The 23,556-nt window shown below is 39.9% G+C and carries 21 protein-coding genes; 14 read left to right on the forward strand and 7 right to left on the reverse strand.

All coding sequences use genetic code 11. The features are described from left to right. Window positions 1–177: 177 nt before the first annotated feature. A complete protein-coding gene (locus NSU19_RS05285) occupies window positions 178–972 on the forward strand; it encodes a phosphotransferase family protein (protein WP_082829584.1) in 795 nt (264 codons plus the stop codon). Here the strand turns inward: NSU19_RS05285 and NSU19_RS05290 are convergent. Then, window positions 956–1,234 (reverse strand): YtzH-like family protein, encoded by a 279-nt coding sequence (locus NSU19_RS05290; RefSeq protein ID WP_339194616.1) that lies wholly within the window; start codon window positions 1,232–1,234, stop codon window positions 956–958. The genes NSU19_RS05285 and NSU19_RS05290 overlap by 17 nt on opposite strands. Before the next feature lie 118 nt (window positions 1,235–1,352). On the opposite strand from NSU19_RS05290, the gene trmB reads away from it, so the two are divergent. Then, window positions 1,353–1,994, forward strand: coding sequence for a tRNA (guanosine(46)-N7)-methyltransferase TrmB (gene trmB / locus NSU19_RS05295; RefSeq protein ID WP_339194619.1), 642 nt, complete (start codon window positions 1,353–1,355; stop codon window positions 1,992–1,994). Window positions 1,995–2,113: 119 nt separating this feature from the next. Here trmB and NSU19_RS05300 read toward each other — a convergent pair whose 3' ends face one another. Beyond that, a complete protein-coding gene (locus NSU19_RS05300) occupies window positions 2,114–2,896 on the reverse strand; it encodes an arginase family protein (protein ID WP_339194622.1) in 783 nt (260 codons plus the stop codon). Between the two features lie 49 nt (window positions 2,897–2,945). After that, window positions 2,946–3,260 carry a PepSY domain-containing protein gene (locus NSU19_RS05305; protein ID WP_063386612.1) on the reverse strand — a complete coding sequence of 105 codons (315 nt, stop codon included), beginning with the start codon at window positions 3,258–3,260 and terminating at the stop codon, window positions 2,946–2,948. 145 nt (window positions 3,261–3,405) lie between these two features. On the opposite strand from NSU19_RS05305, the gene NSU19_RS05310 reads away from it, so the two are divergent. The 5 genes from NSU19_RS05310 to ytpR all read left to right on the forward strand — a co-directional run bounded on the left by NSU19_RS05310 (window position 3,406) and on the right by ytpR (window position 6,888). Then, complete coding sequence (locus NSU19_RS05310) at window positions 3,406–4,479, forward strand: M42 family metallopeptidase (RefSeq protein WP_063386613.1); 1,074 nt, start codon at window positions 3,406–3,408, stop codon at window positions 4,477–4,479. Between the two features lie 24 nt (window positions 4,480–4,503). Further along, window positions 4,504–5,025, forward strand: a complete 522-nt coding sequence (locus NSU19_RS05315; protein WP_327855821.1) for a DUF84 family protein — start codon at window positions 4,504–4,506, stop codon at window positions 5,023–5,025. 91 nt (window positions 5,026–5,116) lie between these two features. Continuing rightward, on the forward strand, window positions 5,117–5,434 hold the full coding sequence (locus NSU19_RS05320) for a thioredoxin family protein (protein ID WP_063386615.1): 318 nt from the start codon (window positions 5,117–5,119) through the stop codon (window positions 5,432–5,434). A gap of 33 nt (window positions 5,435–5,467) precedes the next feature. Next, window positions 5,468–6,286 (forward strand): DUF1444 domain-containing protein, encoded by an 819-nt coding sequence (locus NSU19_RS05325; RefSeq protein WP_063386616.1) that lies wholly within the window; start codon window positions 5,468–5,470, stop codon window positions 6,284–6,286. Then, a complete protein-coding gene (ytpR, locus tag NSU19_RS05330) occupies window positions 6,283–6,888 on the forward strand; it encodes a YtpR family tRNA-binding protein (RefSeq protein ID WP_063386617.1) in 606 nt (201 codons plus the stop codon). The genes NSU19_RS05325 and ytpR overlap by 4 nt, the downstream gene beginning before the upstream one ends. A gap of 141 nt (window positions 6,889–7,029) precedes the next feature. Here ytpR and NSU19_RS05335 read toward each other — a convergent pair whose 3' ends face one another. Both NSU19_RS05335 and NSU19_RS05340 read right to left on the reverse strand, forming a co-directional pair. Then, a complete protein-coding gene (locus NSU19_RS05335; RefSeq protein WP_339192838.1) occupies window positions 7,030–8,232 on the reverse strand; it encodes a transposase in 1,203 nt (400 codons plus the stop codon). 234 nt (window positions 8,233–8,466) lie between these two features. Beyond that, window positions 8,467–9,918: an AbgT family transporter gene (locus NSU19_RS05340; protein ID WP_339194629.1), complete on the reverse strand. Its 1,452-nt coding sequence runs from the start codon at window positions 9,916–9,918 to the stop codon at window positions 8,467–8,469. A 388-nt stretch (window positions 9,919–10,306) separates the two neighbouring features. On the opposite strand from NSU19_RS05340, the gene aceB reads away from it, so the two are divergent. Both aceB and aceA read left to right on the forward strand, forming a co-directional pair. Beyond that, window positions 10,307–11,899, forward strand: coding sequence for a malate synthase A (aceB, locus tag NSU19_RS05345; RefSeq protein WP_063386618.1), 1,593 nt, complete (start codon window positions 10,307–10,309; stop codon window positions 11,897–11,899). 29 nt (window positions 11,900–11,928) lie between these two features. After that, on the forward strand, window positions 11,929–13,212 hold the full coding sequence (aceA, locus tag NSU19_RS05350; protein ID WP_339194632.1) for an isocitrate lyase: 1,284 nt from the start codon (window positions 11,929–11,931) through the stop codon (window positions 13,210–13,212). 68 nt (window positions 13,213–13,280) lie between these two features. On the opposite strand, the gene NSU19_RS05355 is transcribed toward aceA, so the two are convergent. After that, window positions 13,281–13,502 (reverse strand): IDEAL domain-containing protein, encoded by a 222-nt coding sequence (locus NSU19_RS05355; protein WP_063386620.1) that lies wholly within the window; start codon window positions 13,500–13,502, stop codon window positions 13,281–13,283. A 224-nt stretch (window positions 13,503–13,726) separates the two neighbouring features. Between NSU19_RS05355 and NSU19_RS05360 the strand changes: the two genes are divergently transcribed. Beyond that, window positions 13,727–14,305 carry a competence protein ComK gene (locus NSU19_RS05360; protein ID WP_339199085.1) on the forward strand — a complete coding sequence of 193 codons (579 nt, stop codon included), beginning with the start codon at window positions 13,727–13,729 and terminating at the stop codon, window positions 14,303–14,305. A 181-nt stretch (window positions 14,306–14,486) separates the two neighbouring features. Here the strand turns inward: NSU19_RS05360 and NSU19_RS05365 are convergent, their stop codons facing one another. Further along, window positions 14,487–14,867, reverse strand: coding sequence for a hypothetical protein (locus tag NSU19_RS05365; protein WP_063386621.1), 381 nt, complete (start codon window positions 14,865–14,867; stop codon window positions 14,487–14,489). Window positions 14,868–15,020: 153 nt separating this feature from the next. Between NSU19_RS05365 and NSU19_RS05370 the strand changes: the two genes are divergently transcribed. The 4 genes from NSU19_RS05370 to addA all read left to right on the forward strand — a co-directional run bounded on the left by NSU19_RS05370 (window position 15,021) and on the right by addA (window position 23,538). After that, window positions 15,021–15,638 (forward strand): TVP38/TMEM64 family protein, encoded by a 618-nt coding sequence (locus tag NSU19_RS05370; protein ID WP_063386622.1) that lies wholly within the window; start codon window positions 15,021–15,023, stop codon window positions 15,636–15,638. 10 nt (window positions 15,639–15,648) lie between these two features. Then, window positions 15,649–16,155: a signal peptidase I gene (lepB, locus tag NSU19_RS05375; protein ID WP_063386623.1), complete on the forward strand. Its 507-nt coding sequence runs from the start codon at window positions 15,649–15,651 to the stop codon at window positions 16,153–16,155. 158 nt (window positions 16,156–16,313) lie between these two features. Then, window positions 16,314–19,817: a helicase-exonuclease AddAB subunit AddB gene (gene addB / locus NSU19_RS05380; protein ID WP_339194637.1), complete on the forward strand. Its 3,504-nt coding sequence runs from the start codon at window positions 16,314–16,316 to the stop codon at window positions 19,815–19,817. Then, window positions 19,807–23,538, forward strand: a complete 3,732-nt coding sequence (addA, locus tag NSU19_RS05385; protein WP_339194641.1) for a helicase-exonuclease AddAB subunit AddA — start codon at window positions 19,807–19,809, stop codon at window positions 23,536–23,538. Before addB ends, addA begins: the two co-directional genes overlap by 11 nt. Window positions 23,539–23,556 lie beyond the last annotated feature (18 nt).

Raw genomic sequence — 23,556 nt, forward strand, 5'->3', positions numbered from 1 at the left:
ACATGTTGTTCTTTATGGAAGTATGAGGGTATGTTTTTACTTTTTCTTGACGAAAAAGACTGTTAGAAGATAAAATTTATAATGGATAGCTATTGGAAACATCTCATTCAATTCAATAGCTGTCTTTTTTATTGCGCAGGGTGAATCTACTAACGAAATGTGGGCTTGAAATTGAAGGTGAATTGGTTGGAAGACGTATTAGGTAGCGATTGGGAAATATCTCCGGCAGGAGGAGCGACAGGAGAAGCCTTTTATGCTGAAAAAAATGGAAAAAAACTGTTCTTAAAACGCAATTCTTCGCCGTTTTTAGCTGTTTTGTCAGCGGAAGGAATTGTTCCTAAGCTCGTTTGGACGAAAAGAATGGAAAACGGTGATGTGATTACGGCGCAGCATTGGCTAAACGGGCGCGGTTTAAAACCGAAAGATATGAAAAACGAGCACGTTGCGGAGCTCCTAAAGAAAATCCATCGGTCGTATGAACTACTTGATATGTTAAAACGTTTAGGAAAAGAGCCGCTCTCGCCTGAAACGCTGCTCGAAAATGTAAAAAAAGCAGCGAATTTGGAGCTTTTGGAGCTTCCGGTTATTCGACAAGCACTATGTTATTTGGAACAAAACGTGACAGAGGTGCAGCATAAAGAAGCTGTTGTTTGCCATTGTGATATTCATCATAACAACTGGCTTTTATCTGAGGACAACCAATTGTATTTAATCGATTGGGATGGAGCAATGATTGCCGATCCGGCGATTGATTTAGGAATGCTGTTATATACTTACATTCATGAAAGTGAATGGGATGAATGGCTGAAAAAATACGGAGCTGATTTAACGGACGATTTAAAAGTTCGCATGCATTGGTATATGTTAGCTCAAGTCATTTTGTCCATCTCTTTTTTGAGAAAGAAAAACAATGAAAAAGAAATGGCGGAGCAGCTGGAATTTTTAAATGCTTTGCTTAGGAAAGGGCATTGATATCCTCAAGCCATTGAGTCAACTGCCCTTGATGTGAGGCGATAAAATCGGTTATATCGCTGGAATTTTTCCCGTTTTTGCAATAAGTATATATTGTTTCAAGCGATTGCTTTAACTGATCATTAACTTCAGCATTGGCCATTAATGACCGAATGAGGCGCTCTAATTGCTCATATTCCGCTACTGATCCGCAGCATTCACTTTCATGTTCAGATAAAATATCTTTCAGAAGCATCAGTTGATCACGATAATTCAATTGCATTCATTCTCACCCCATTTCTTTATTGATTAGAATATACATCATTTCGATTTCTATACAATAAAGAGCCGTTCAGTATACGGCTCTTTTGACATAGTAAAAAAATAAACAGAGGTGGAATATGCGTTTAAGAAATAAGCCTTGGGCCGGAGATTTTTTAAGAAATCATCCCCAATTTGTTATACAGCAGCCTTTTGAATGGAAAGGGAAATGGAACGATTTGTTCGGGAATGAGCATCCCGTTCATATAGAAGTCGGCACCGGCAAAGGACAGTTTATTGTCGGTATGGGGAAGCAAAATCCGCATATTAATTATATCGGCATTGAGCTTCAGGAAAGCGTCCTCGTCTCGGCTTTAAAAAAATTAAAAGAAGAGGAACTTCCGAATGTAAAGCTTATGAACATAAATGCGAGCCAGTTAGCTGAAATTTTTGCGAAAGGCGAGGTTGAGCGAATCTATTTAAATTTTTCAGATCCTTGGCCAAAAAAACGCCATGCGAAGCGGCGCTTGACACATCATTCCTTTCTTTCCATTTTTGAGAGCATTTTAGCTGATGAAGGTGAAATTCATTTTAAAACGGATAACCAAAGGCTGTTTGAATATTCGCTTGTCAGTTTTTCCGAATACGGATTTTTATTGAAATGGGTAAGTTTAGATCTTCACCAAAGTGATTTTACAGACAATGTAATGACGGAATACGAAGAGAAATTTTCCAAAAAAGGACAAAAGATTTATAGGGCGGAAGTGAAATTGCGAAAGTGAAAATTCGGTAAAGACAAACATCCCTGCACGATAGTGTGCGGGATGTTTTTTTGATAAAAAATGGAATTTTCGAGGGATGAATCTTCTGCACTCTTCAGTCTTTTACTTAAGCAAAAACTTTAGGGGAATTGATTTGTTTCGTACACGTGAGGATTCCGTAAGCACATTTTTAAAATGTTCAGATTTATCGTTTCATTTTTATTCATCATTCGATCTTCGAGAAAAGAGAAAGCCAGTCTTTTACGCGGCGCCTCGCCGCAAACATCGAGGCCGATCACTTTTTTTTCATTTAATATTGTCCGCAAATAAAAAAGCAATGTCGCAGCACTCATTGTACCTTGGTCCCAGTTTGTCACCGCCTCCCCTTTTTTTAAAACATCTTTGTCGATGCTAATATAAACAAAATCATTTTGTATTTGTTGAATTTGTTGTAAAATATACGGATGATTTTCAGGTGTATACGGGATGACCTTGACTTTTTCTATTTCTTGTTTTTCTGTCCATTTTGGACCGATGATAATGGCTTTTGTTAAAAAAGGATTGTCTTTTAGCGCAAAAGATAACCATGAGCCGCAAGAAATTGGCATGTTCCTCCCGATTGCAGAATCGTCTAAGTCTGTATGATGGTCAAATAGAAGAAGGGTAAACGGAAGTTTTATTTCATTCAACAGGAGATATGTAACATAGTGATAATCGCCGCTGCCGATGAACGTAATTCCTTTTTGCTTGCGGCTCAACAGCTTTCTTTTTATTACTTTTAACGATTGTCCGTCACAAAACAGCCGGGTTCCTTCTAAATCAGTGAAATCAATGCATTCGTGAGAATACGATTGTAATTTTCTTTGATAATGGTATGTTTCATCAAAATGTAAAATCGTCACACCTTTTTTAACAATCCCCATTTTTTTCACTCCCCAAAGAGACAAAGAAATTTGTTTTCTCTGTTTCTTGTTAAGAGGAAAGCTGATTTACATGTAAAATGGTTCCGCTCGATGCATCGACAATAACTTCAAACTGTTCAGTTTTCCCTTTATAAAAACGGCTGATTCCTGCCTCATACACTTTATAAGATATATCATTTTTTTCATAATCTTGCGGGATGGTGTAAATCCAGGATCCGTTGATCGGGCCTTTTTGTTTAAAAGCTTTTTTCACCGATTCAAGTGCTTTTTCCGGCGAAAGAAACGGCTTTTTATATTCGTTTTTTAATACATATCCGACGGCAATCCCTGCTGCGAAGCCGATCAGGAAATTTTTCCATTTCACAATCTTCCCTCCTTAAACAATTTACTATTAGTATAACGCAGTTTTGTTACATTTGTGGAATATACATTCATCATTCGCTAAAATAAGTTTATACATATTTTGTGTACGTGATGGTCTAAATTAAGCTAAAGAAGGGGATATAAACATGAACAACGAAACGTTGGATTTATTTAAAACATTAACAGAGCTGCCGGGTGCATCAGGCAATGAACACGCTGTTCGCTCATTTATGCGCAAAGAGCTAGAAAAATATGCAGATGAGATCGTTCAAGACAAACTCGGCAGCATTTTTGGAGTGAAAAAAGGCAGTGAGGATGGACCAACTATAATGGTTGCAGGCCATATGGACGAGGTAGGCTTTATGGTCACATCTATTACAGAAAATGGAATGATCCGCTTTCAACCGCTGGGAGGATGGTGGAGTCAGGTTTTGCTGGCGCAGCGCGTGCAAATTATAACTGAACGCGGTCCGGTGATCGGCGTGATCGCATCCATCCCTCCGCATTTGCTCAATGAGGAAGTTCGGAAAAAGCCGATGGAGATTAAAAATATGCTGATTGATATCGGCGCTGATAATCGCTCAGATGCGGAAGCCATAGGAATCAAGCCAGGACAGCAAATTGTTCCGGTCTGCCCGTTTACGCCGATGGCTAATTCGAAAAAAATTTTGGCAAAAGCTTGGGACAACAGGTATGGATGCGGGCTGGCCATTGAGCTGTTGAAAGAAGTGAAAGATGAAACATTGCCAAACGTTTTGTATTCTGGAGCGACTGTCCAGGAAGAAGTAGGGTTAAGGGGAGCGCAAACGGCCGCCAATTTGATTAAGCCGGACATCTTTTTTGCATTGGATGCGAGTCCTGCCAACGACATGAGCGGGGACAAAAACGAATTTGGTCAGCTTGGAAAAGGAGTTCTGCTGAGAATTTATGATCGGACAATGGTCACTCATCGGGGAATGCGGGAATTTATTCTTGACACAGCTGAAACAAACAATATTCCATATCAATATTTTACATCCCAAGGCGGAACAGATGCAGGCCGAGTACATATTTCTGGCAGCGGTGTGCCTTCAGCGGTAATCGGAATATGCGCCCGATATATTCATACTCATGCTTCGATGATCCATGTCGATGATTATTTAGCAGCAAAAGAATTGCTTGTGAAGCTCATAAAAGCTTGCGATCGATCCACTGTTGAAAAAATTAAGCAAAACGTTTAACATAAAACATTCCGGAGGGCAAAAATGAATGTCGCAATCGGATCGAAAAACCTGGCGAAAATCAATGCGGTGAAGGAGACCTTTTCTCTTTTGGAAGAGAAGAACATGGAATTCATCTCAGTTGATGTTCCATCCGGGGTTTCAACACAGCCATTTTCCGATGAGGAAACATTGCAGGGGGCATTAAATCGGGCAAAAAATGTCTTTGAAAAAGTTAAACCGGATCTTTCGGTTGGTCTTGAGGGGGGTGTGGATGTTACACCTCGCGGATTGTTTTTATGCAATTGGGGTGCATTAATTGATAAAGATGGAAATGAATATATTGCTGGAGGGGCGAGAATCCCGCTCCCGAATGAATTTCTTGAGCCTTTGAAAAAAGGCTTGGAGCTTGGAGATGTAATGGATGCATATGCGAAAAAAAGAAATGTGAGACATCGAGAAGGAGCAATCGGAATCTTTACAAACGGCTTTATCGACCGGAAAGAAATGTTTGCACATATCATGAAGCTGTTAATAGGACAATATCAATTTTCCAAAAAAAATTAACTTTGATCGGCTCAGGCATGCGAGTTAGTAGCTTTTTTTGCTGAGATTTGTTACGATGCCAATGAAAAAAGATAAAAGGAGACTTTTAGAGATGGAAAACATTCAATCTGTTGATCATTTTTGGGAGCTTACGAAAGGAAAAAATGCTTTATTTGTATTTTCGGCTGATTGGTGTCCAGATTGCGGGTTTATTAAGCCGCATCTTCCTGAATTGGAAAAGGAGAATCCGCAGTTCGCATTTTATTATGTCGATCGGGATGAATATATCGATTTATGCGCAGAATTAAATGTTTTTGGCATCCCAAGCTTTATCGCATTTAACGAGGGAAAAGAGATCGGACGCTTCGTCAGCAAAGATCGGAAAACAAAAGAGGAAGTTCAGCAATTTTTAGATGGCTTAAATCTTTAATATAAAGAAAATAAAAAGGAGATGATCAGCCTTATGAATTCTGAACAAATGGTCGAATTGTTAAAAGAGAAGTTAAATGATTACTCATTTCACTTTTCATTTAATCGAAAAAAGGATACGTTAAGAATCGAAGATCCAGAATTGAAAAAAGGGCTGACACTCTCCTTGCCAGGTATTATTTCAAAATGGAACGAAAAAAAAGAAAAAGCGATTGATGAATTCGTTTATTACATAACCGAGTCTCTCTCAGCTATGAAAAATGAAGGTGCATTAAGCGGCAAGGAAAAACAGATTTATCCTGTCATTCGCTCAACTTCCTTTCCGGTTGAGTCGAATGGCGTTCCTCTTATTTTTGAGGATCATACTGCTGAGACCCGAATTTATTATGCCCTTGATCTCGGAAATTCGTATCGCCTAATTGATGAACAGATGATGAAGAAGGAGAATTGGACGCGCCAGCAATTGAAGGAAATGGCTGCCTTTAATTTGCGTTCATTGCCGACAAAAGTAAAAGAAGATAAGGTCGCAGGCAATGTTTTTTATTTTTTTAATTCAAATGACGGCTACGATGCCAGCAGGATTTTAAATGAGTCAATTTTAAAAGAATATGAATCAAAAGTTCAAGGGGATATGACTGTCAGCGTCCCTCATCAAGACGTGCTGATCATAGGCGACATTCGAAATGAAACGGGTTATGACGTGCTGGCACAGCTGACGATGAGCTTTTTTACAAATGGGAGGGTGCCGATTACGGCTTTATCCTTTATTTATGAAAACAAAAAGCTCGAACCGATCTTTATTTTGGCAAAAAACCGCAGAAAACTGACGAAAGGAGACGATGACAAGCAATGAATGTATTTTACAATAAAGAAGGAATCGGCGATGTACTCATCATCTCTTTAAAAGATATACCGTATGAACAGAAGCGGTTTGAAAGAAAAGGAGATGTTGTAAAAATATTTGATGCTGAAACTAATGAAACAGCAGGCTTCAACATTTTTCAGGCAACTTCTTATTTTTCGCTTGACGGAAACGGCCAATTAGATGTAACGGCAGAAATGGTGGAAAAGATCAATCAAACAATTGCGCAAAACGGTTTTTCAGATAAGCTGGAGGCGGATTTATCACCGAAATTTGTCGTTGGCCATGTATTGGAAAAAGAAAAGCATCCGAACGCTGACAAATTAAGTGTATGCAAAGTCGATGTGGGGGATGAAGTGCTTCAAATTGTTTGCGGGGCACCGAATGTTGCGGCTGGACAAAAAGTTGTTGTTGCAAAGGTAGGAGCGGTTATGCCAAGCGGAATGGTGATAAAAGAAGCTGAACTAAGAGGCATTTCCTCGAGCGGCATGATCTGTTCGGCAAAAGAATTAAACCTGCCCAATGCACCAAAAGAAAAAGGGATTCTTGTATTGGAAGATAGTCGAAAGCCAGGGGAGCCGTTTTTTAAGTGAGCATTTTGCAAAATTAGATTTTTTGGATAAAAGTATAAAAAATAAAGCACTCGGCAAATAGCTACCAGCATGTTATTTTACAAAATATTACAATAATCTTGTTTTCGGGCATACCTACAGAATTTTTCACATTGAATTTTTTTAAGCGGCTTTCTTCCCTTTATTTTCCTTTGCCATCGCTAGCGCTGAAACAAGTAATACAATAGCGTTCAGGTAAATATGGGTCTTTACTTTTTCAATTCCCCATACATGTAGGGAGTTCGCCGTAAGGTAGCTTTTCATTCTTGAATTACAGCGTTCTACACTTGTCCTCTCGTTGTAAAGCTCTTTCCAACGTTTTGTATCACGGTGCGGATTGGAATATCGGCGCACATCCTTTTTGATGTCGACTTTTACCACCATTCCATAGTTGGAAGATGAACAGGCTGCCATTCCTAATGGGCAATCCACTTTGCCGGTTGCGTGAGGACATCTGAACTTGAGCTGGTCCTTATCAGCTCCCCAATAAGTCATTTCATAACCCATGGAACAACGCGGAGTTCCATTGGAAGAAATCCCTTCAGGAGGCTCTTTTTCGTTGCGCAAATTGAGCGGGATAATGGCTTGCGCTCCAATGTTTTTGGCTGATTCATAGTTTTTTAGTTGGTCATATCCGCCATCCATGATCAGAAATTCAATTTTGGATTTGGTACGCTCTGCCACTTGCTCTATTAATTCTGGTGCGACTTCTCCATCGTTCACATGGGCAGGGGTTACTTTTATGGCTATTGGCAGTTCGCTTGCGGTATCGACTGAAAGATGCATCTTATAGCCAAACCAGGTAATTTTATTGCCGAAGGAATCATATTTTGCGCCCCAATTGGCATTACCCGTTTGTTCACTACGCTTTTTGGGCTGTTTCTTTTCATAGGCATCAATGGCGGCACTGTCGATGGCCTGGTGGCTGCCGTCAATTATTCCTTCCTCCTGAGCTAACTGTACCAAGTCAAGGAAGATCTTTTCAGCCAGCTTTTTTTTGGTAAGTGCCGCAAAAACCCGGCTGAGAGTGGAGATAGACGGTGCGGGGCGATCAATCGATAAACCGCATTGATAACGGAAACGAAGGTCTTTATCCAATCGATGATGAAGGGCGGTAAAGGTGTCGATGCCTTCGAGTGGGGCAGCGATGAGAGCCCTTAGAATCCCTTCTCTGGAATGACCGTCAGCCCCTCGGGGTGAAGAACTTCTCAACTGTTTAGCATAAGGGCGTAAATCAAGCGAGCTAAAAAAGATAGGTAATTTCTCTTTTGACTCTAATTTTTGCAGTTCTTCAAAGGAAAATAGGCTTTCTTGTAGAATATACAAAGTGACTTCCTCCTTTTGAATTTTTGTGGTTTCGTCACTTCAAAAATTCTACATTTTAGGGGTGAAGTCCTTTTTTATGTCTTTGAAATCCTTATGGCTCTTGGGTCAAAAAATATGCAAAATGCTCAAGTAAAAATGCGATAAAATTTCAAAAAAACACGCGGAAAACATTTTGTTTGCCGCGTGTTTTTTATATGATGATTTATTAATTTTTGACTCATTTTAAATCATGATTCAACCGTTCCACTGAATGAAATGAGCGGTGATCAGGAAAATAGCAGATAATCCAAACCAAATTAAAAATAATGGTACATAAAAGCGAACCCATTTTTGCCATGAAACTCCAGCTAGTGCTAGTGCAGCCATAAAATATCCTGAAGTTGGAAATAATATGTTGCCTAGCCCGTCTCCAAATTGGTAGGCCAAAACAGCTGTTTGTCTCGTAACTCCGATTAAATCAGAAAGCGGAGCTAAAATCGGCATAGTAACTAATGCTTGTCCGCTGCCTGACGGAATTAAAAAGCTAAATAGCATTTGGACAATAAACATCCCGATGACACTAAATGTTCCTGGTATTTCGCCTACTATCGTTCCTAGTGTATGGACAATGGTGTCCATTATTTGTCCGTCTTCCATAACTACTGATACTGCTCTGGCAATACCAACAATGATTGCCCCAACTAAAACTTCACGAAAACCGTCATTAAATGCTTCGCAAATATCGTTTAATGTTAATCCAGCGATCAGACCTACAACCACACCCATTATAATGAACAGTCCAGCCATTTCTAACATAAACCAGCCTTGAGTTAAAACACCGTACACTAATAAGACAAAAAAGGATAACAAGGCAAAAGAAGCAGCTTTTTGTTTTTTATTCATTTCATTCCTTTTGGATACAGATTGATTGAAGTACATATTCCTTTTAGCATGATCGTCTTTATATACTAAGCTTGCTTCAGGATTCTTTTTAACTTTTTTAGCATATTGCATAATGTAAATCATTCCTGCTAAAACAAAGACAACGAAAGCCGCTATGCGAAATTCTATACCTGAGTATATTGGAAGTCCTGCAATTTTTTGACCTAAACCAGTATTAATCGGGTTAAGAAAGCCTGTCATAAAACCAGCAGTAGTTGCAACTAAAGCAACCGCCGCCGCCACCATTGAATCAAATCCTAAAGCAATAAATAGGGGGAGAATTACAGGTATATAAACTAAACTAAGTTCTTGCGTTCCAATTAAACTGCATATAATTGCGAATACAGTCATTAAAACTGGAATTAACACAATACCATTGGAAGCAAATGTTTTTGCTAGTTTCTCTACTCCTATTTCTATAAGTCCTGTTTTTCGAATAACGGCAAATGTACCGCCGATGATCAAAGTGAAAAAAACGACATCACTTGCTGCAACTAATCCTTTTGGGACTGCCATCATAAATTCAACAGGACTTACAGGTGCTGCTTCAACAAAATCAAATGAGTTTGGATCAATCGTTGTTCTTCCTTCAGGTCCTGGAATACGTTCATAAACGCCAGCAGGTACAAAATAAGTAGCGGCTGTAGCAAGAATTATTAAAACAAACAATATGACATAAATATGAGGCATTCTTAATTTCTTTTTCTCCAATTGTGGTTTTTGATTAATAAAAGCTGCATTTTTTACACCTTTTTCAGCTTCCATTTTTTATCCCTCCTCCTCTGTTTGTGACACTTTATGTTCGTTTTTATAACATAATAATTTGTGGTAGCTATTCTGTCATTGGTTATTTTCACTGAAAATCAACTATTTTTTTGTAAAATCTATTAAATTTTACAATTATTTTAATTTGAAAAACGAAATCATGTTATAAAAAATAACATAAAATTATTTAAGTTTTCAAAAAGTGCTGATTGAGATAGAGGTATGGATCGGATGTACGAGCGAAAAAGGGAAGTTAATAAAAACTTATTGAATGTGATAAGAAAACGAAAACAACGAATTTTCAAAAAAGTCTTCCAATCTGTATTAATCTGTTATATATTAAAAATGTAATTTAAAAACTGTTTTATAACAAGGTAGGTGAGGAAACGTGAAGGCTAGTGCAGCATCTAGGCTGGAAGTGAAGGGAACTCTTCTGCCTTCTTACAGGGAGATTTTAACGAACGAAGCCCTTCAGTTCGTTGAAAAGCTTGAACAAACATTTGGTTCAAGAAGAATCGAGCTGCTTGAACTGAGGAAAGAACGGGAAAGGCGAATTAATGAAGGGGAGAAGCCGTCGTTTTTAAAGGAGACGGAACATATTCGAAAAGGGGACTGGACGATACCGCCTGTTCCAAAAGATTTGCAGGATCGCAGAGTTGAAATTACTGGACCTGTCGACCGGAAAATGATTATCAATGCCTTAAATTCAGGCGCAAAAGTTTTTATGGCGGACTTTGAAGATGCCACATCACCGACTTGGGAAAATATTGTGGAAGGACAAATTCACTTAAGGGATGCGGTCAACAAAACGATTGAATATGTGAATGAAAACGGAAAGGTATATAAGCTGAATGAAGAAACGGCAACGCTGATCGTGCGGCCGAGAGGACTCCATCTAGAAGAAAAACATGTCCTATTGGACGGAAAACGGATTTCAGGCAGTCTGTTTGATTTTGGCCTTTATTTCTTCCACAATGCAAAAGAACTGATCAAAAGAGGAAGCGGACCTTACTTTTATTTGCCGAAGCTGGAAAGCCACTTAGAAGCCAGATGGTGGAACGATGTTTTCTGTTTCGCGCAAGATGAATTGGGGGTAAAGCGGGGGACGATTAAAGCGACCGTTCTGATTGAAACGATATTGGCCGCGTTTGAAATGGACGAAATATTATACGAGCTGAAAGAGCATTCAGCTGGATTGAATTGCGGCAGATGGGATTATATTTTCAGCTATCTGAAAAAATTCCGAAACGATCAAAACGTCATTTTACCTGATCGGGCGCAAGTAACGATGACGGTTCCGTTTATGAGGGCGTATTCTCTGCTCGCGATTAAAACGTGCCATCGCCGGAACGTTCATGCCATTGGAGGAATGGCAGCGCAAATTCCGGTTAAAGATGATCCGGTGAAAAATGAAGAGGCGTTCCAAAAAGTGCGCGCTGATAAAGAGCGGGAAGCGAAAGATGGACACGATGGCACATGGGTGGCACATCCTGCGCTTGTACCGGTTGCCAAAGAAATTTTTGACCAATATATGAAACAACCTAACCAGATTGATAAACAGCTAGATGTTGAGATTTCAGCAGAACAGCTTCTTGAAGTCCCGGAAGGAACAATTACAGAGCAAGGATTAAGAACGAACATTGATGTCGGCATTCGTTATCTTGCATCATGGCTTTCTGGAAGAGGAGCTGCACCTATCCACAATTTGATGGAGGATGCTGCAACGGCAGAAATTTCAAGGGCACAGGTATGGCAATGGATTCGTCATCCAAAGGGGGTGTTGGAGGACGGACGGAAGGTTACAATAGAGCTTTATGAAAAAATTAAGCAGGAAGAGCTGGAAAAAATAAAACAAGAGTTTGGTGAAGAAGCCTATCAAAAAGGGCGTTTTGATGAAGCGGCGAAATTGTTTGATGAGCTTGTGAGAAATGATGAATTCGTAGATTTTCTGACGCTTCCAGGCTATGAAAGATTAAATTAAAAAATATTTCAAAAAAGGGGAGAGAAAAGATGACATTACAAGAAAAAGCGAGACAATTGCAAGAAAGCTGGGAGAAAGATGAACGCTGGAAAGGGATTACACGCCCTTATTCGGCTGAAGATGTGTTGAAGCTTAGAGGTTCCATTGAAATCGAATATACTCTTGCCAGAAGAGGAGCAGAAAAATTTTGGAATTTAATGAAAACTGAGGAATACGTAAATGCCCTCGGAGCTTTGACAGGAAATCAAGCTGTCCAACAAGTAAAAGCCGGATTAAAAGCAATTTACTTAAGCGGCTGGCAAGTGGCAGCAGATGCTAATCTTGCGGGGCAAATGTATCCGGATCAAAGCTTGTATCCTGCTAACAGTGTGCCGCATGTCGTAAAGCGGATTAATCAAGCTTTGCAGCGGGCAGATCAGATCCATCATATGGAAGGGGATCATTCAATTGATTGGTTCGTTCCAATTGTTGCGGATGCTGAAGCTGGATTTGGCGGTCAGTTGAACGTTTTTGAATTGATGAAGGCGATGATTGAAGCAGGAGCAGCTGCTGTTCACTTCGAGGATCAATTGTCTTCTGAGAAAAAATGCGGCCATTTAGGCGGAAAAGTTTTGCTCCCGACACAAACAGCTATTCGCAATTTGATTGCTGCAAGACTGGCTGCTGATGTGATGAATGTTCCGACTGTTATCATTGCTCGTACTGATGCCAATGCGGCTGATTTGATCACAAGCGACATCGATGACAGGGATAAAGAGTTTATTACTGGGGAACGGACACAGGAAGGATTTTTCCGCACTCGCGCTGGTCTTGATCAAGCAATTGCTAGAGGTTTGGCATATGCGCCATACGCAGACATGATTTGGTGTGAAACATCTGAACCTAATTTGGAAGAAGCACGGAAGTTTGCTGAGGCTATTCATAAAGAATTCCCAGGCAAGTTATTGGCATATAACTGCTCACCTTCCTTTAATTGGAAGAAAAAGCTTGATGACGATACTATCGCACGTTTCCAAAAGGAAATTGCTTCTTACGGCTACAAGTTCCAATTCGTTACTTTAGCTGGATTCCATGCATTGAATTACAGCATGTTTGAACTTGCACGCAAGTATAAAGATCATGGAATGGCTGCCTACTCTGAACTTCAGCAAGCCGAATTTAGAAGCGAACAGTATGGTTATACAGCAACACGGCATCAGAGGGAGGTTGGAACTGGTTATTTTGATGAGGTTGCCCAAGTGATTACTGGAGGTACTTCTTCTACAACCGCTTTAAAAGGGTCTACGGAAGCTGAACAATTTACCACAGCTTAATTGACTGGCCATAATCATTACCTTCACATAGATTGAGCCAATCCTCTGGGATTGGCTTTTTTTATCATTTAACGCACCCATTTCGCATATTCTTTGGATAGCTCCATAAATTTTTCTCTATCTTTTCGGTCCAGAGCATCATTAATTTTGTCTTCCAGCATTTTTTTTCGATGATTGAACCATGCTTCGTCCAGAATCATTTGGATGTATACATCCATCATGAAGTTTTCTGGATTTTCCTTCACAGAACGGGTCTTCATCAGTTCGGAATAAGATTTCCGGTTTTCCATAACCCATCACCTCTGATGCCTTTTTTATATTATATGGATTTCGGAAGGAAAAATCAACTTATAATTTGTAATTTTTAGAAAAATTATATTAACAATAACATCTTACCTTGATCTAATGCTTTGTATTTAAAAAAATTTAAAAAAATATAGAAATTTTGGAATTTTTATGATAGATTTGAATCAGTGAAAAAGAACTATTATATAGAAAAAATTAGGAGGTAAGAATGCTGGTGAGTACGAAGCAGTTTGAGGCAGAAAAATGTATTGTAAATGGGGAAACAATGGCAATTTTGCCTTTTAGAAAAGAACATCACTTGTACGCTAAAATTTTGGAAACTAGCGGAGAGCGCATAGTACCTATTCGACCTGTTTATGTTATTGATCAAAGCTGCCGTTATTATGGTTCAAGCTTTAAAGGAAGAGTTGAAGGATCAAAAGGGCTGCTTGGCATAACAAAAAAGCTTCCGATTGTCATTGATCCTGCCAATTCCCTTTATTTTTTTCCTACTCATTCACCCGCAAGGCATCAGTGCGCCTGGTTTTCCCATTCCCACATTTCCCGCTTTATGAAAACAGATTCGAATTGTACGGAAGTCATATTCCGTAACGGTCAGAAAATAGTTGCTGACATATCTCCATCTTCTTTTTCCCATCAATTTTATAAAACGGCACATCTTCGAACGATTATCTCTTCAAGAATTGAGCAGGAGCAGCGCCGCATGAACACAATCCTTTTTCCGAAGGAGCAGCATGCATATATTTATGAACAGCTCGTTCGCGAATTCAGAAAAGAAGATGGATAAGCTTTATCTTCCGGCACGCAAGCTGTCAATTTGCGTGCTTTTTTCCGTGTTAGAAAATGGGGGAGATTTCATTTTTTCTGTTATAAGGGGACAGGCATTCAACGGGCGAAACAAATAGTCCTGTTCCCTCATCTTCTGTAGCGAACGGTTTGGCCGTTGTCTTTCTTTTAAGATAAAAAGTCTAAGAGGTTGGAATGCCAGATTTTTTTTCAGTTTTAAACAAATAATGTTCAATCAGTTCATTTACTTTATTTCGGATTCTTGGATTGAAGTAGCTGTGGTGTTCTTCGTAGCCGTTATAGTAGAAAGTGTACGTTGTGAATGCTTCATCCTGTTTGGCTTTTAAAACTTTCACCTTTTGTCTGCGCAATTCTTTGCGAACCTCTGCCAAATCTTTTTGTACAAGCTTTAACGCCTCTTCAATTAGATGCAAATAAGGATCTTTCAGCTTGAATGGACTTTTTTTTACGACATTCATGTCTTTGTTCAGCACCGTAGCAGTCATCGGTAAGTAGATCGACTGTTCAATCAAATGGCGAATGTCGGTTGGTATTTTCGACATAGGGAATACCTCGCTTCAAAAGGAACGTATGTTCTGTTTTTTATTATAAAACAGGAAAATAAATCATTTCAATTAATTTTTTTCGGCAAAATTTTTCAACTTATGCTCAAAAGGTGTAAAATAAAAGGAGATGTTGAAGTAAGGAGTTAAGATATGGATGTCATTGCATTTTTCGATTCCATTACATTAGAAGATGTTGAACGATTCTTTAAAGAATACCGAGCGCTCGGACCTCTTCCAGGGATTCTGCTTCCGATGCTTGAGGCTTTTTTTCCGTTCTTGCCTCTTATTCTGTTTGTAATTGCGAACGCTAATTCATTTGGACTTTGGTTCGGCTTTTTGTACTCGTGGATCGGTTCATCGGCAGGCGCATTGCTCGTGTTTTTTTTAGTGCGAAAGTTTGGCCGGAAGCGTTTTTTAAATTTTTTAAGCAGACATGAAAAAGTAAGACGAATGATGAACTGGGTCGAACGGCACGGCTTTGCTCCTTTATTTTTAATGCTCTGTTTCCCTTTTACGCCTTCTGCGCTTGTAAATGTAGTAGCCGGTCTTTCCAAAATCAATGTGTGGCAGTTTGCGCTCGCTGTTTTATCAGGGAAGCTCGTGATGATTTTTATGCTTAGCTTATCAGGGTATGATTTACGGGAGCTGATTGAAGAGCCCGTCCGGTTGATCATTGTGTTTGTTGTGATGGCGCTCATGTGGTTTATCGGAAAAAGGATTGAGCAGCGTTTAAATGTTTCGTTAATTAAACGAAAAGATAAAAAGTAGGTGAAGAGCCGTGAGGAAAAAACGAGTTATTGCGGGAATCGTCACTTCAGCTCTTTTATCAACCGTTTTAATTAAAAATATTGCGTTTGCCGCGTACACTGTTGATGGCGTATCGATGCAGCCCACCTTAAAAGAAGGCCATCATTTTTATATAAATAAATTGACGAATCGGTTTAATAAAATTGAACGGTTTGACATTGTCGTGTTTCAGATGCCCGGCGAAAAGCAAGTTTTGGTTAAAAGGGTCATCGGCCTTCCAGGAGAAAAAATTGAATATCGAAACGACAAATTATATGTGAATGGGAAATATGTACCGGAACCATTTTTAAAGAAAAATAAAGAAAAAGTATATGGAAATCCGATCACAGGGAATTTTACATTAAAAGAAATAACTGGAAAAGAAGCGGTGCCGGAAAAATGTATTTTTGTCATTGGCGACAATCGGTTAAACAGCAGGGACAGCCGGCATTTTGGCTTTGTTCATGAAAAAAATGTGATCGGAGAGGTAAAACCGTAAACGATGATTCCTATTAGTTGGAAATTCGGATTGTCCGAATCAATGGATTTTCAAAACCATTTACAGTAAAATAAATGTATTCATAAACACGAAATCAGAATGGGACAAGAAAATTGTCCCATTTTCCGTTTGGATGCCTTCTGAAGGGGGGAGATTTCATGGGTATTAAGTTTTTGGTCGGTTCATCCGGCACAGGAAAAACGACGGCAATCTTAAACAAAATTAGGGAAAAATTAAAAGAAGATCCGTATAATGGAAAACCTATTTTGTTTCTTGTTCCAGATCAAATGACTTTTCAAATGGAATATGAACTGATGAAAACTCCGGAATTAGGAGGAATCATTAGAGCACAAGTATTGAGCTTCAACCGTTTGGCGTGGAGGGTGCTGCAGGAGGAAGGAGGCATCAGCCGTACCTTTATTTCCCAAACAGGCATGAACATGTTTCTTCGAAAAATCATCGAAGAAAAAAAGCACGAATTTAAAGTGTTTTCCAAAGCCAGTGAAAAAAAAGGCTTTATTGAGCATATCGAACAGATGATTACAGAAATGAAAAGATATATCATCAGTCCAGATATGCTGGATGATCAAGTAAAAAAATTAGCGGAAAGCCATGATCATAGAGAGCGGATTCTTTCCGATAAATTGAAAGATTTGGCGGGCATCTATCGTTCCGTGGAAAAATTATTTGCTGATAAATACATAGATTCAGAGGATTATTTGCAGCTTCTTTCAGAGAAGATTTATGAATCAAGCTACATGGACGGAGCGGAAATTTATATCGACGGCTTTCACAATTTTACGCCTCAAGAATTGCAAGTAATCGAATCGATGATGAAAACAGCTTCTTCTATAACAATTGCTCTCACATTGGATAAACCGCCTGAAGAGGCCGTTGCCGACGAGCTTCATTTATTTTACATGACGGCTGAAACCTTTTCTTTGCTGAAAAAAATGGCTGAACGAAATAATATTTCCATTGATGAAGTAGCATATATGACTGACCGGAAACGTTTTATTGAAGAGCCGTCACTTGTTCATCTAGAAAAAATGTACTCTTCCCATACTCCCGAACCTTTTCACGGAGACAGCGCGATTGTATTTATGCAAGCGGTGAATAGACGCGCCGAAATTGAAGGGATTGCTAGAGAAATTATCCGCCTCGTTCGGGATGAGGGAGTGCGATTTCGGGAGATTGCACTGCTTATTAGAAACATGTCCGATTACAGAGATTTGCTGGAGCAATTGTTTCAAGATTACGAGATTCCTTTTTTTATAGATGAAAAAAGCTCAATGACATATCATCCGCTGATCGAATTTATCCGCTCGAGCTTGGAAGTCATAACCGGAAACTGGCGGTATGAAGCTGTTTTCAGAACGATTAAAACAGAATTTCTTTACCCGCTAGATGCCGATAAAGCCGAAATGAGAAAAGAAATGGATCAATTAGAAAATTATGTGCTTGCCTATGGTATTCAAGGGAAAAAATGGACGGATCAAGCCGGCTGGACGTACAGGAAGTACCATTCATTCTATGACAACGACAAAAAGACAGATGAAGAAGAGGAAATAGAAAAACGGATCAATCAATTACGGAAGCTGATTGTGGAGCCTCTGCAAGCATTGGAAAATAAGATGAAACGCGCCAAAACCGGCAGGGATATGGCCGAAGCGCTATATATGTATTTAGAACAAACAAAAGTGCCTGATAAGCTGGAGCTTCTTCGTCTAGATGCGGAAAATGGAGGGAACTTGATTGAAGCAAGGGAGCATGATCAAGTTTGGAATGCTGTGATAGAGCTATTGGATGAATTTGTAGAAATTATGGGCGATCAGGAAATTTCCATTCATTTGTTTAGGGAAATGGTCGAAACCGGAATGGAATCGATGAAATTTTCTCTCGTTCCGCCGGCCATTGACCAAGTGATTGTCGCAACACTTGACCGGTCACGTTTATATGGCATTAAGACGGCATTTATTGCAGGAGCAAATGACGGAGTGCTTCCGGCAAAACCGGTGGAAGACGGGGTTTTAACAGATGATGAAAGAGAGCTTCTATATCATAATGGGGTGAAGCTAGCGCCGACAGCTCGAAGAAAATTGCTGGATGAAAATTTTTTGATTTATTTAGCGCTCACGTCTGCTAAGCAAAAGCTGTATTTATCGTATTCTTTGGCGGATGAAGAAGGAAAAGCGCTCATGCCGTCTATTATTGTCAAACGGTTAAAAGAAATATTTCCAGATGCTAAGGAAATGATCTCTCTTAATGAACCGGAAAGTGAGGAGGCGGAAGAACAGCTTTCTTTTATTGTCAGTCCGAATGTTTCTTTGTCTGTTTTAACTTCAAAATTGCAAAATTGGAAAAAGCAGTATCCTCTCCATGAGCTGTGGTGGGATGTTTACAATTACTTTGTATATGATCAAGAATGGAGCAGCAAAGCGAAAAAGGCGATTGCCAGCCTGTTTTATTCAAATACAGAAAGACCTTTATCCGAAGAGGTAAGCAGAAAATTATATGGACGGAAAATACAAGGAAGCGTTTCAAGGATGGAGCGGTTTCGGGCATGTCCTTTTGCCCACTTTGCTTCTCACGGCTTAAAGTTAAAAGAACGGGAGTATTACAGATTGGAAGCGCCGGATATCGGCCAATTGTTCCATGCGGCATTAAAGCTGATGGCAGACCGGCTTCAAAGCATGAAAGTAGAATGGCGCGAATTAACAAAGGAGAACTGCGAAAGACTTGCTCATGATGCAGTCGAACAGCTGGCGCCGAAGCTGCAAAAAGAAATTTTAATGAGCACAAACCGCCACTATTATATTAAACGCAAGCTTCAAAATATTGTTGCCCGCGCATCAAAGGTTTTAAGCGAACATGCAAAAGCAAGCGGTTTTGTCCCAATTGGTTTAGAAATATCATTTGATGAAAAAAGCAAGCTCCCCCCGTTCCGATTTAAGCTTGAAAACGGATGTACGTTGGAGGTCGTCGGAAGGATAGACCGAGTGGATAAAGCGGAAAGTTCGAAAGGTCTTTTGCTTCGCATCGTCGATTTTAAATCGAGCGACAAAACATTAAATTTGGCAGAAGTGTATTACGGCATTGCGCTGCAGATGCTCACTTACTTGGATGTTGTCATTTCCAATTCTCAATCTTGGCTTGGCGTAGAAGCGACTCCAGCAGGGGTGCTGTATTTCCATATTCATGATCCGTTCATACAGTCCCCAGATTTATTAACGGATGATGAAATAGAAGAAGAAATTTTGAAGAAATTTAAAATGAAAGGCTTGCTGCTTGGAGACGAAGAAACGGTGCGGTTAATGGATCAAAAATTGGAAAGCGGCTATTCCAAAATCGTTCAAGCCGGCATAAAGAAAACCGGGGAATTTTATGCAAATTCTCAAATCGCCAGCGAGGAAGAATTTCATGCATTACGCTCGTATATCCGGCGCGAATTTAAGCGGATCGGTACGGAAATAACAGACGGAAATATTTCCATTGCGCCATATAAAATGAAAGAGAAAACGCCTTGCACCTTTTGTTCCTTTAAATCGGTCTGTCAATTTGATGAATCGATTGAAACGAACCGTTTTCGCATATTGAAAAGCTTAAAAGGGGAAGAAGTGCTGCAAAAGGTAAGGGAGAAGGTGGATTCAGATGAAGAATGAGCTGAAAAAGTTAGAAAAAGGCCAATGGACCGATGAACAATGGAAAGCGATTGTTGCCGACGGACAAGATATATTAGTGGCGGCTGCTGCCGGATCAGGGAAAACGGCCGTTCTAGTTGAGCGGATTATTCGCAAGCTGACCGACAATCAGCATCCTGTAGATGTGGACCGGCTGTTAATCGTAACGTTTACAAACGCTGCGGCTGCAGAAATGCGCAGCAGAATTGGCGAAGCGCTGGCAAAGGCTTTGCGAAAACAGCCTTCTTCCCTCCATCTGCGCCGCCAATTAACCCTTTTAAACAAAGCGCAAATATCAACATTGCATTCTTTTTGCCTGCAAGTCGTTCGCAAATTTTATTACAAAATTGATATTGATCCCGGTTTTCGAATAGCGGACGAAACAGAAATGGAACTGTTAATGGAAGATTGCATGGATGAATTGTTAGAAGAAGAATACGGAATGGAGCATAATGAACTATTTTTCGAATTAGTTGACAAATATACAGGCGATCGCTCAGATGATGAAATCAAAAAAATTATTAGATCCATTTATGAATTTGCTAGATCTAATCCATTCCCGGAAAAATGGCTTGATGAAATGGTGCAAATGTATGACATAGAACAAGCTGAATCATACGAGGACTTGCCGTTTTTTCAATATTTACGGAAGGATATAGCGATACAGCTTTCCGGAATAAAGGATTTGTTAGCGAGAGCTCTCGACATTACGAAATTGCCGGGCGGCCCTTCTCCAAGGGCTGAAAATTTACTCGATGACATGAAGCAGGTGGAAAACATTATAAACGCTTCATCGTGGCAGGAGCTTGCCGAGCAAATGAGAGCTTTTCAACCGACACGCGCCAAGGCATGCAGGGGAGAAGAATATCGAAAAGAGCTCATTGATGAAGTGACGGAAATGAGAAAGAAAGCGACAAAGGAAATAGAGAAATTAAAAAATGAGCTTTTCTCTAGGGATATTCAAAACCAGCTGCTTGATTTGAAAAAAATGAAGCGCACAATGATTTGTTTAGCCGACTTGGTGAAAAAATTTGCTGTCCGGCTGGAAGCAATGAAAAAAGAAAAAGGAATTGTCGATTTTTCGGATCTTGAGCATTATTGTTTACAAATATTAACAGAAAAAGATGAGAAGGGAAATGTTGTTCCGAGTGATGCTGCTTTGTTTTTCAAACGACAATTTCAAGAAGTATTAGTGGATGAATACCAAGATACCAACTTGGTGCAGGAAGCGATTTTAAAGCTGGTGTCAAAAGATCATGAAGCGGAAGGAAATCTATTTATGGTCGGCGATGTAAAACAATCCATTTATCGTTTCCGGCTGGCTGAACCGTTATTGTTTTTGGCGAAATATAAACGGTTTACCTCCAGCGGAACGAATTCCGGCTTGCGCATCGATTTAGCTAAAAATTTCCGCAGCCGAAAAGAAGTTTTGGACGCCACAAATTTTCTTTTCAAACAATTGATGGGAGAGACTGTAGGCGAAGTTGTTTATGATGAGGCAGCAGAATTGAAGCTTGGCGCACGTTATCCAGAGAACAGTAGAATGAATACAGAGCTCCTCCTAATAGACCGCCGGAAGGAGGAATTAGCAGAAAAAGAAGAAATAATGATTGAATTTGATGAAGAAGAATTGGAAACGGTGCAGCTTGAAGCCCGCCTTATGGCGAAAAAAATAAAAGAGCTTATTCAGGAAGGCTTTCCTGTTTACGACCGAAAACTTGATCGTACGAGACCTGTCACATACAGAGATATTGTGATCCTGCTTCGTTCGATGCCTTGGGCGCCGCAAATCATGGAAGAGTTTAAGCAGCAAGGTATTCCGGTGTATGCGAATTTATCAACAGGATATTTTGAAGCAACAGAAGTGGCCATTATGCTTTCGCTTTTAAAAATTATCGACAATCCTTATCAAGATATTCCGCTCGCTTCTGTGCTGCGTTCGCCGATTGTCGGCTTAAGCGGAAATGAACTTGCCATCATCCGTCTTTATAAGAAAAACGGTCCGTATTTCGATGCACTTGAATCATTTTTGCAGCAAGAAAAAGCCCATCATAGCGAGCTTTATCAAAAAGTAAGCGAATTTGTCAGCCGGCTCAATCAATGGCGGAACTTGGCGAGAAAAAGCTCCGTTTCGAATTTAATTTGGCAATTGTACCGTGATACCCGCTTTTTTGATTTTGCAGGCGGAATGCCCGGCGGAAAGCAGCGGCAGGCCAATTTAAGGGCATTATATGACAGAGCAAGGCAATATGAGGAAACGTCCTTTCGGGGATTGTTCCGATTCCTGCGGTTTATTGAAAGAATGCAGGAACGGGGCGATGATTTAGGAGCAGCAAGATCTTTAGGAGAACAGGAAGATGTTGTCCGAATTATGACGATTCATTCAAGCAAGGGGCTTGAATTTCCGATTGTTTTCTGTGCAGGTTTATCTAAACGATTTAATATGAAAGATTTGACCAAAAAATATTTGCTCGATAAAGAATTAGGGTTTGCCTCGCTGTTTATCGATGAAAAAAAGCGGATTGTGTATCCTACTCTTCCTTATGTAGCTGTAAAAAAGAAATTGAGGATGGAAATGCTTTCGGAAGAGCTTAGGGTATTGTATGTGGCTTTGACAAGAGCAAAGGAAAAGCTGTTTTTAATCGGCACAGTGAAAGACGGAGAAAAAAAGTTTAAAGAATGGGAGCAATCATTCACTCACCGCGAATGGCTGCTTCCAGATTACGATCGTTTAAAGGCAGTATGTTATTTAGATTGGATCGGTCCTGCTGTCATCCGTCATAAAGATGCGGCAATTTTACGAGAAGAAGAAAGAGAAGCAGCGGATGAAATCTTCTCTTATCCGGTGAAATTGCAAATTGATGTGATTCCTGAAGAAAAATTAAAAGAGCAAAATGAGCAGGCAGCGGTTATGATGGATGAAAAAATGGACGCTTTGAGAAATTTCGTTCCTGTTCAGTCAACAAGTAGTTTCGCCAACCAAGTGCAAAATCAGTTGTCCTGGAGCTATCCTTTTTCAGATGCAGCCTCTCTCCGGTCGAAGCAATCGGTGACGGAAATCAAAAGAAGACTTCAATTTTCGGATGAATACAGCGACATTTCCATAAAGAAGAAAATACAAGGGAATTCCTCGTACAAGCGTCCGAAATTTATGCAGGCAAAATCTCTTACAGCAGCAGAAAAAGGAACGGCCATGCACACAGTGATGCAGCATTTGCCATTGGGTGAAGACTTGACGGAACAAACGATTCGACAAACCGTGCATTCTCTCGTGAAAAAAGAAATATTAACGGAGGAGCAGGTGGAAGCGGTCAATGTAGAAGGAATTGTGCAATTTTTTGAATCACCGCTAGGTAGACGCCTAAAAGGCGCAAAAAAAATTTTTCGCGAGATCCCTTTCAATTTGGCAGTGCCGGCGAACGAAATTTACGAAAAAGGAAGTTCTCTCAATACTGAAACGGTCATCGTTCAAGGTGTGATCGACTGCCTTTTTGAAGATGACGATGGGCTCGTTCTGTTAGATTACAAAACGGATGCGGTAAAGGATCGTTTTCCATCCATTGAAAAGGCAAAGCCGGTGCTTGCTTCTCGATATGAATTTCAAATTGACTTGTATGCAAAGGCGGTAGAGTCAATCTTAAAAAGACGAGTCGATGATCGGTATTTATTCTTTTTTGATGCAGGGCTCATCATAAAATTATAGATTTGCAGACTATTTTAG

Source organism: Aeribacillus sp. FSL k6-2211 (assembly GCF_037966125.1).
GTDB lineage: Bacteria > Bacillota > Bacilli > Bacillales > Aeribacillaceae > Aeribacillus > Aeribacillus composti.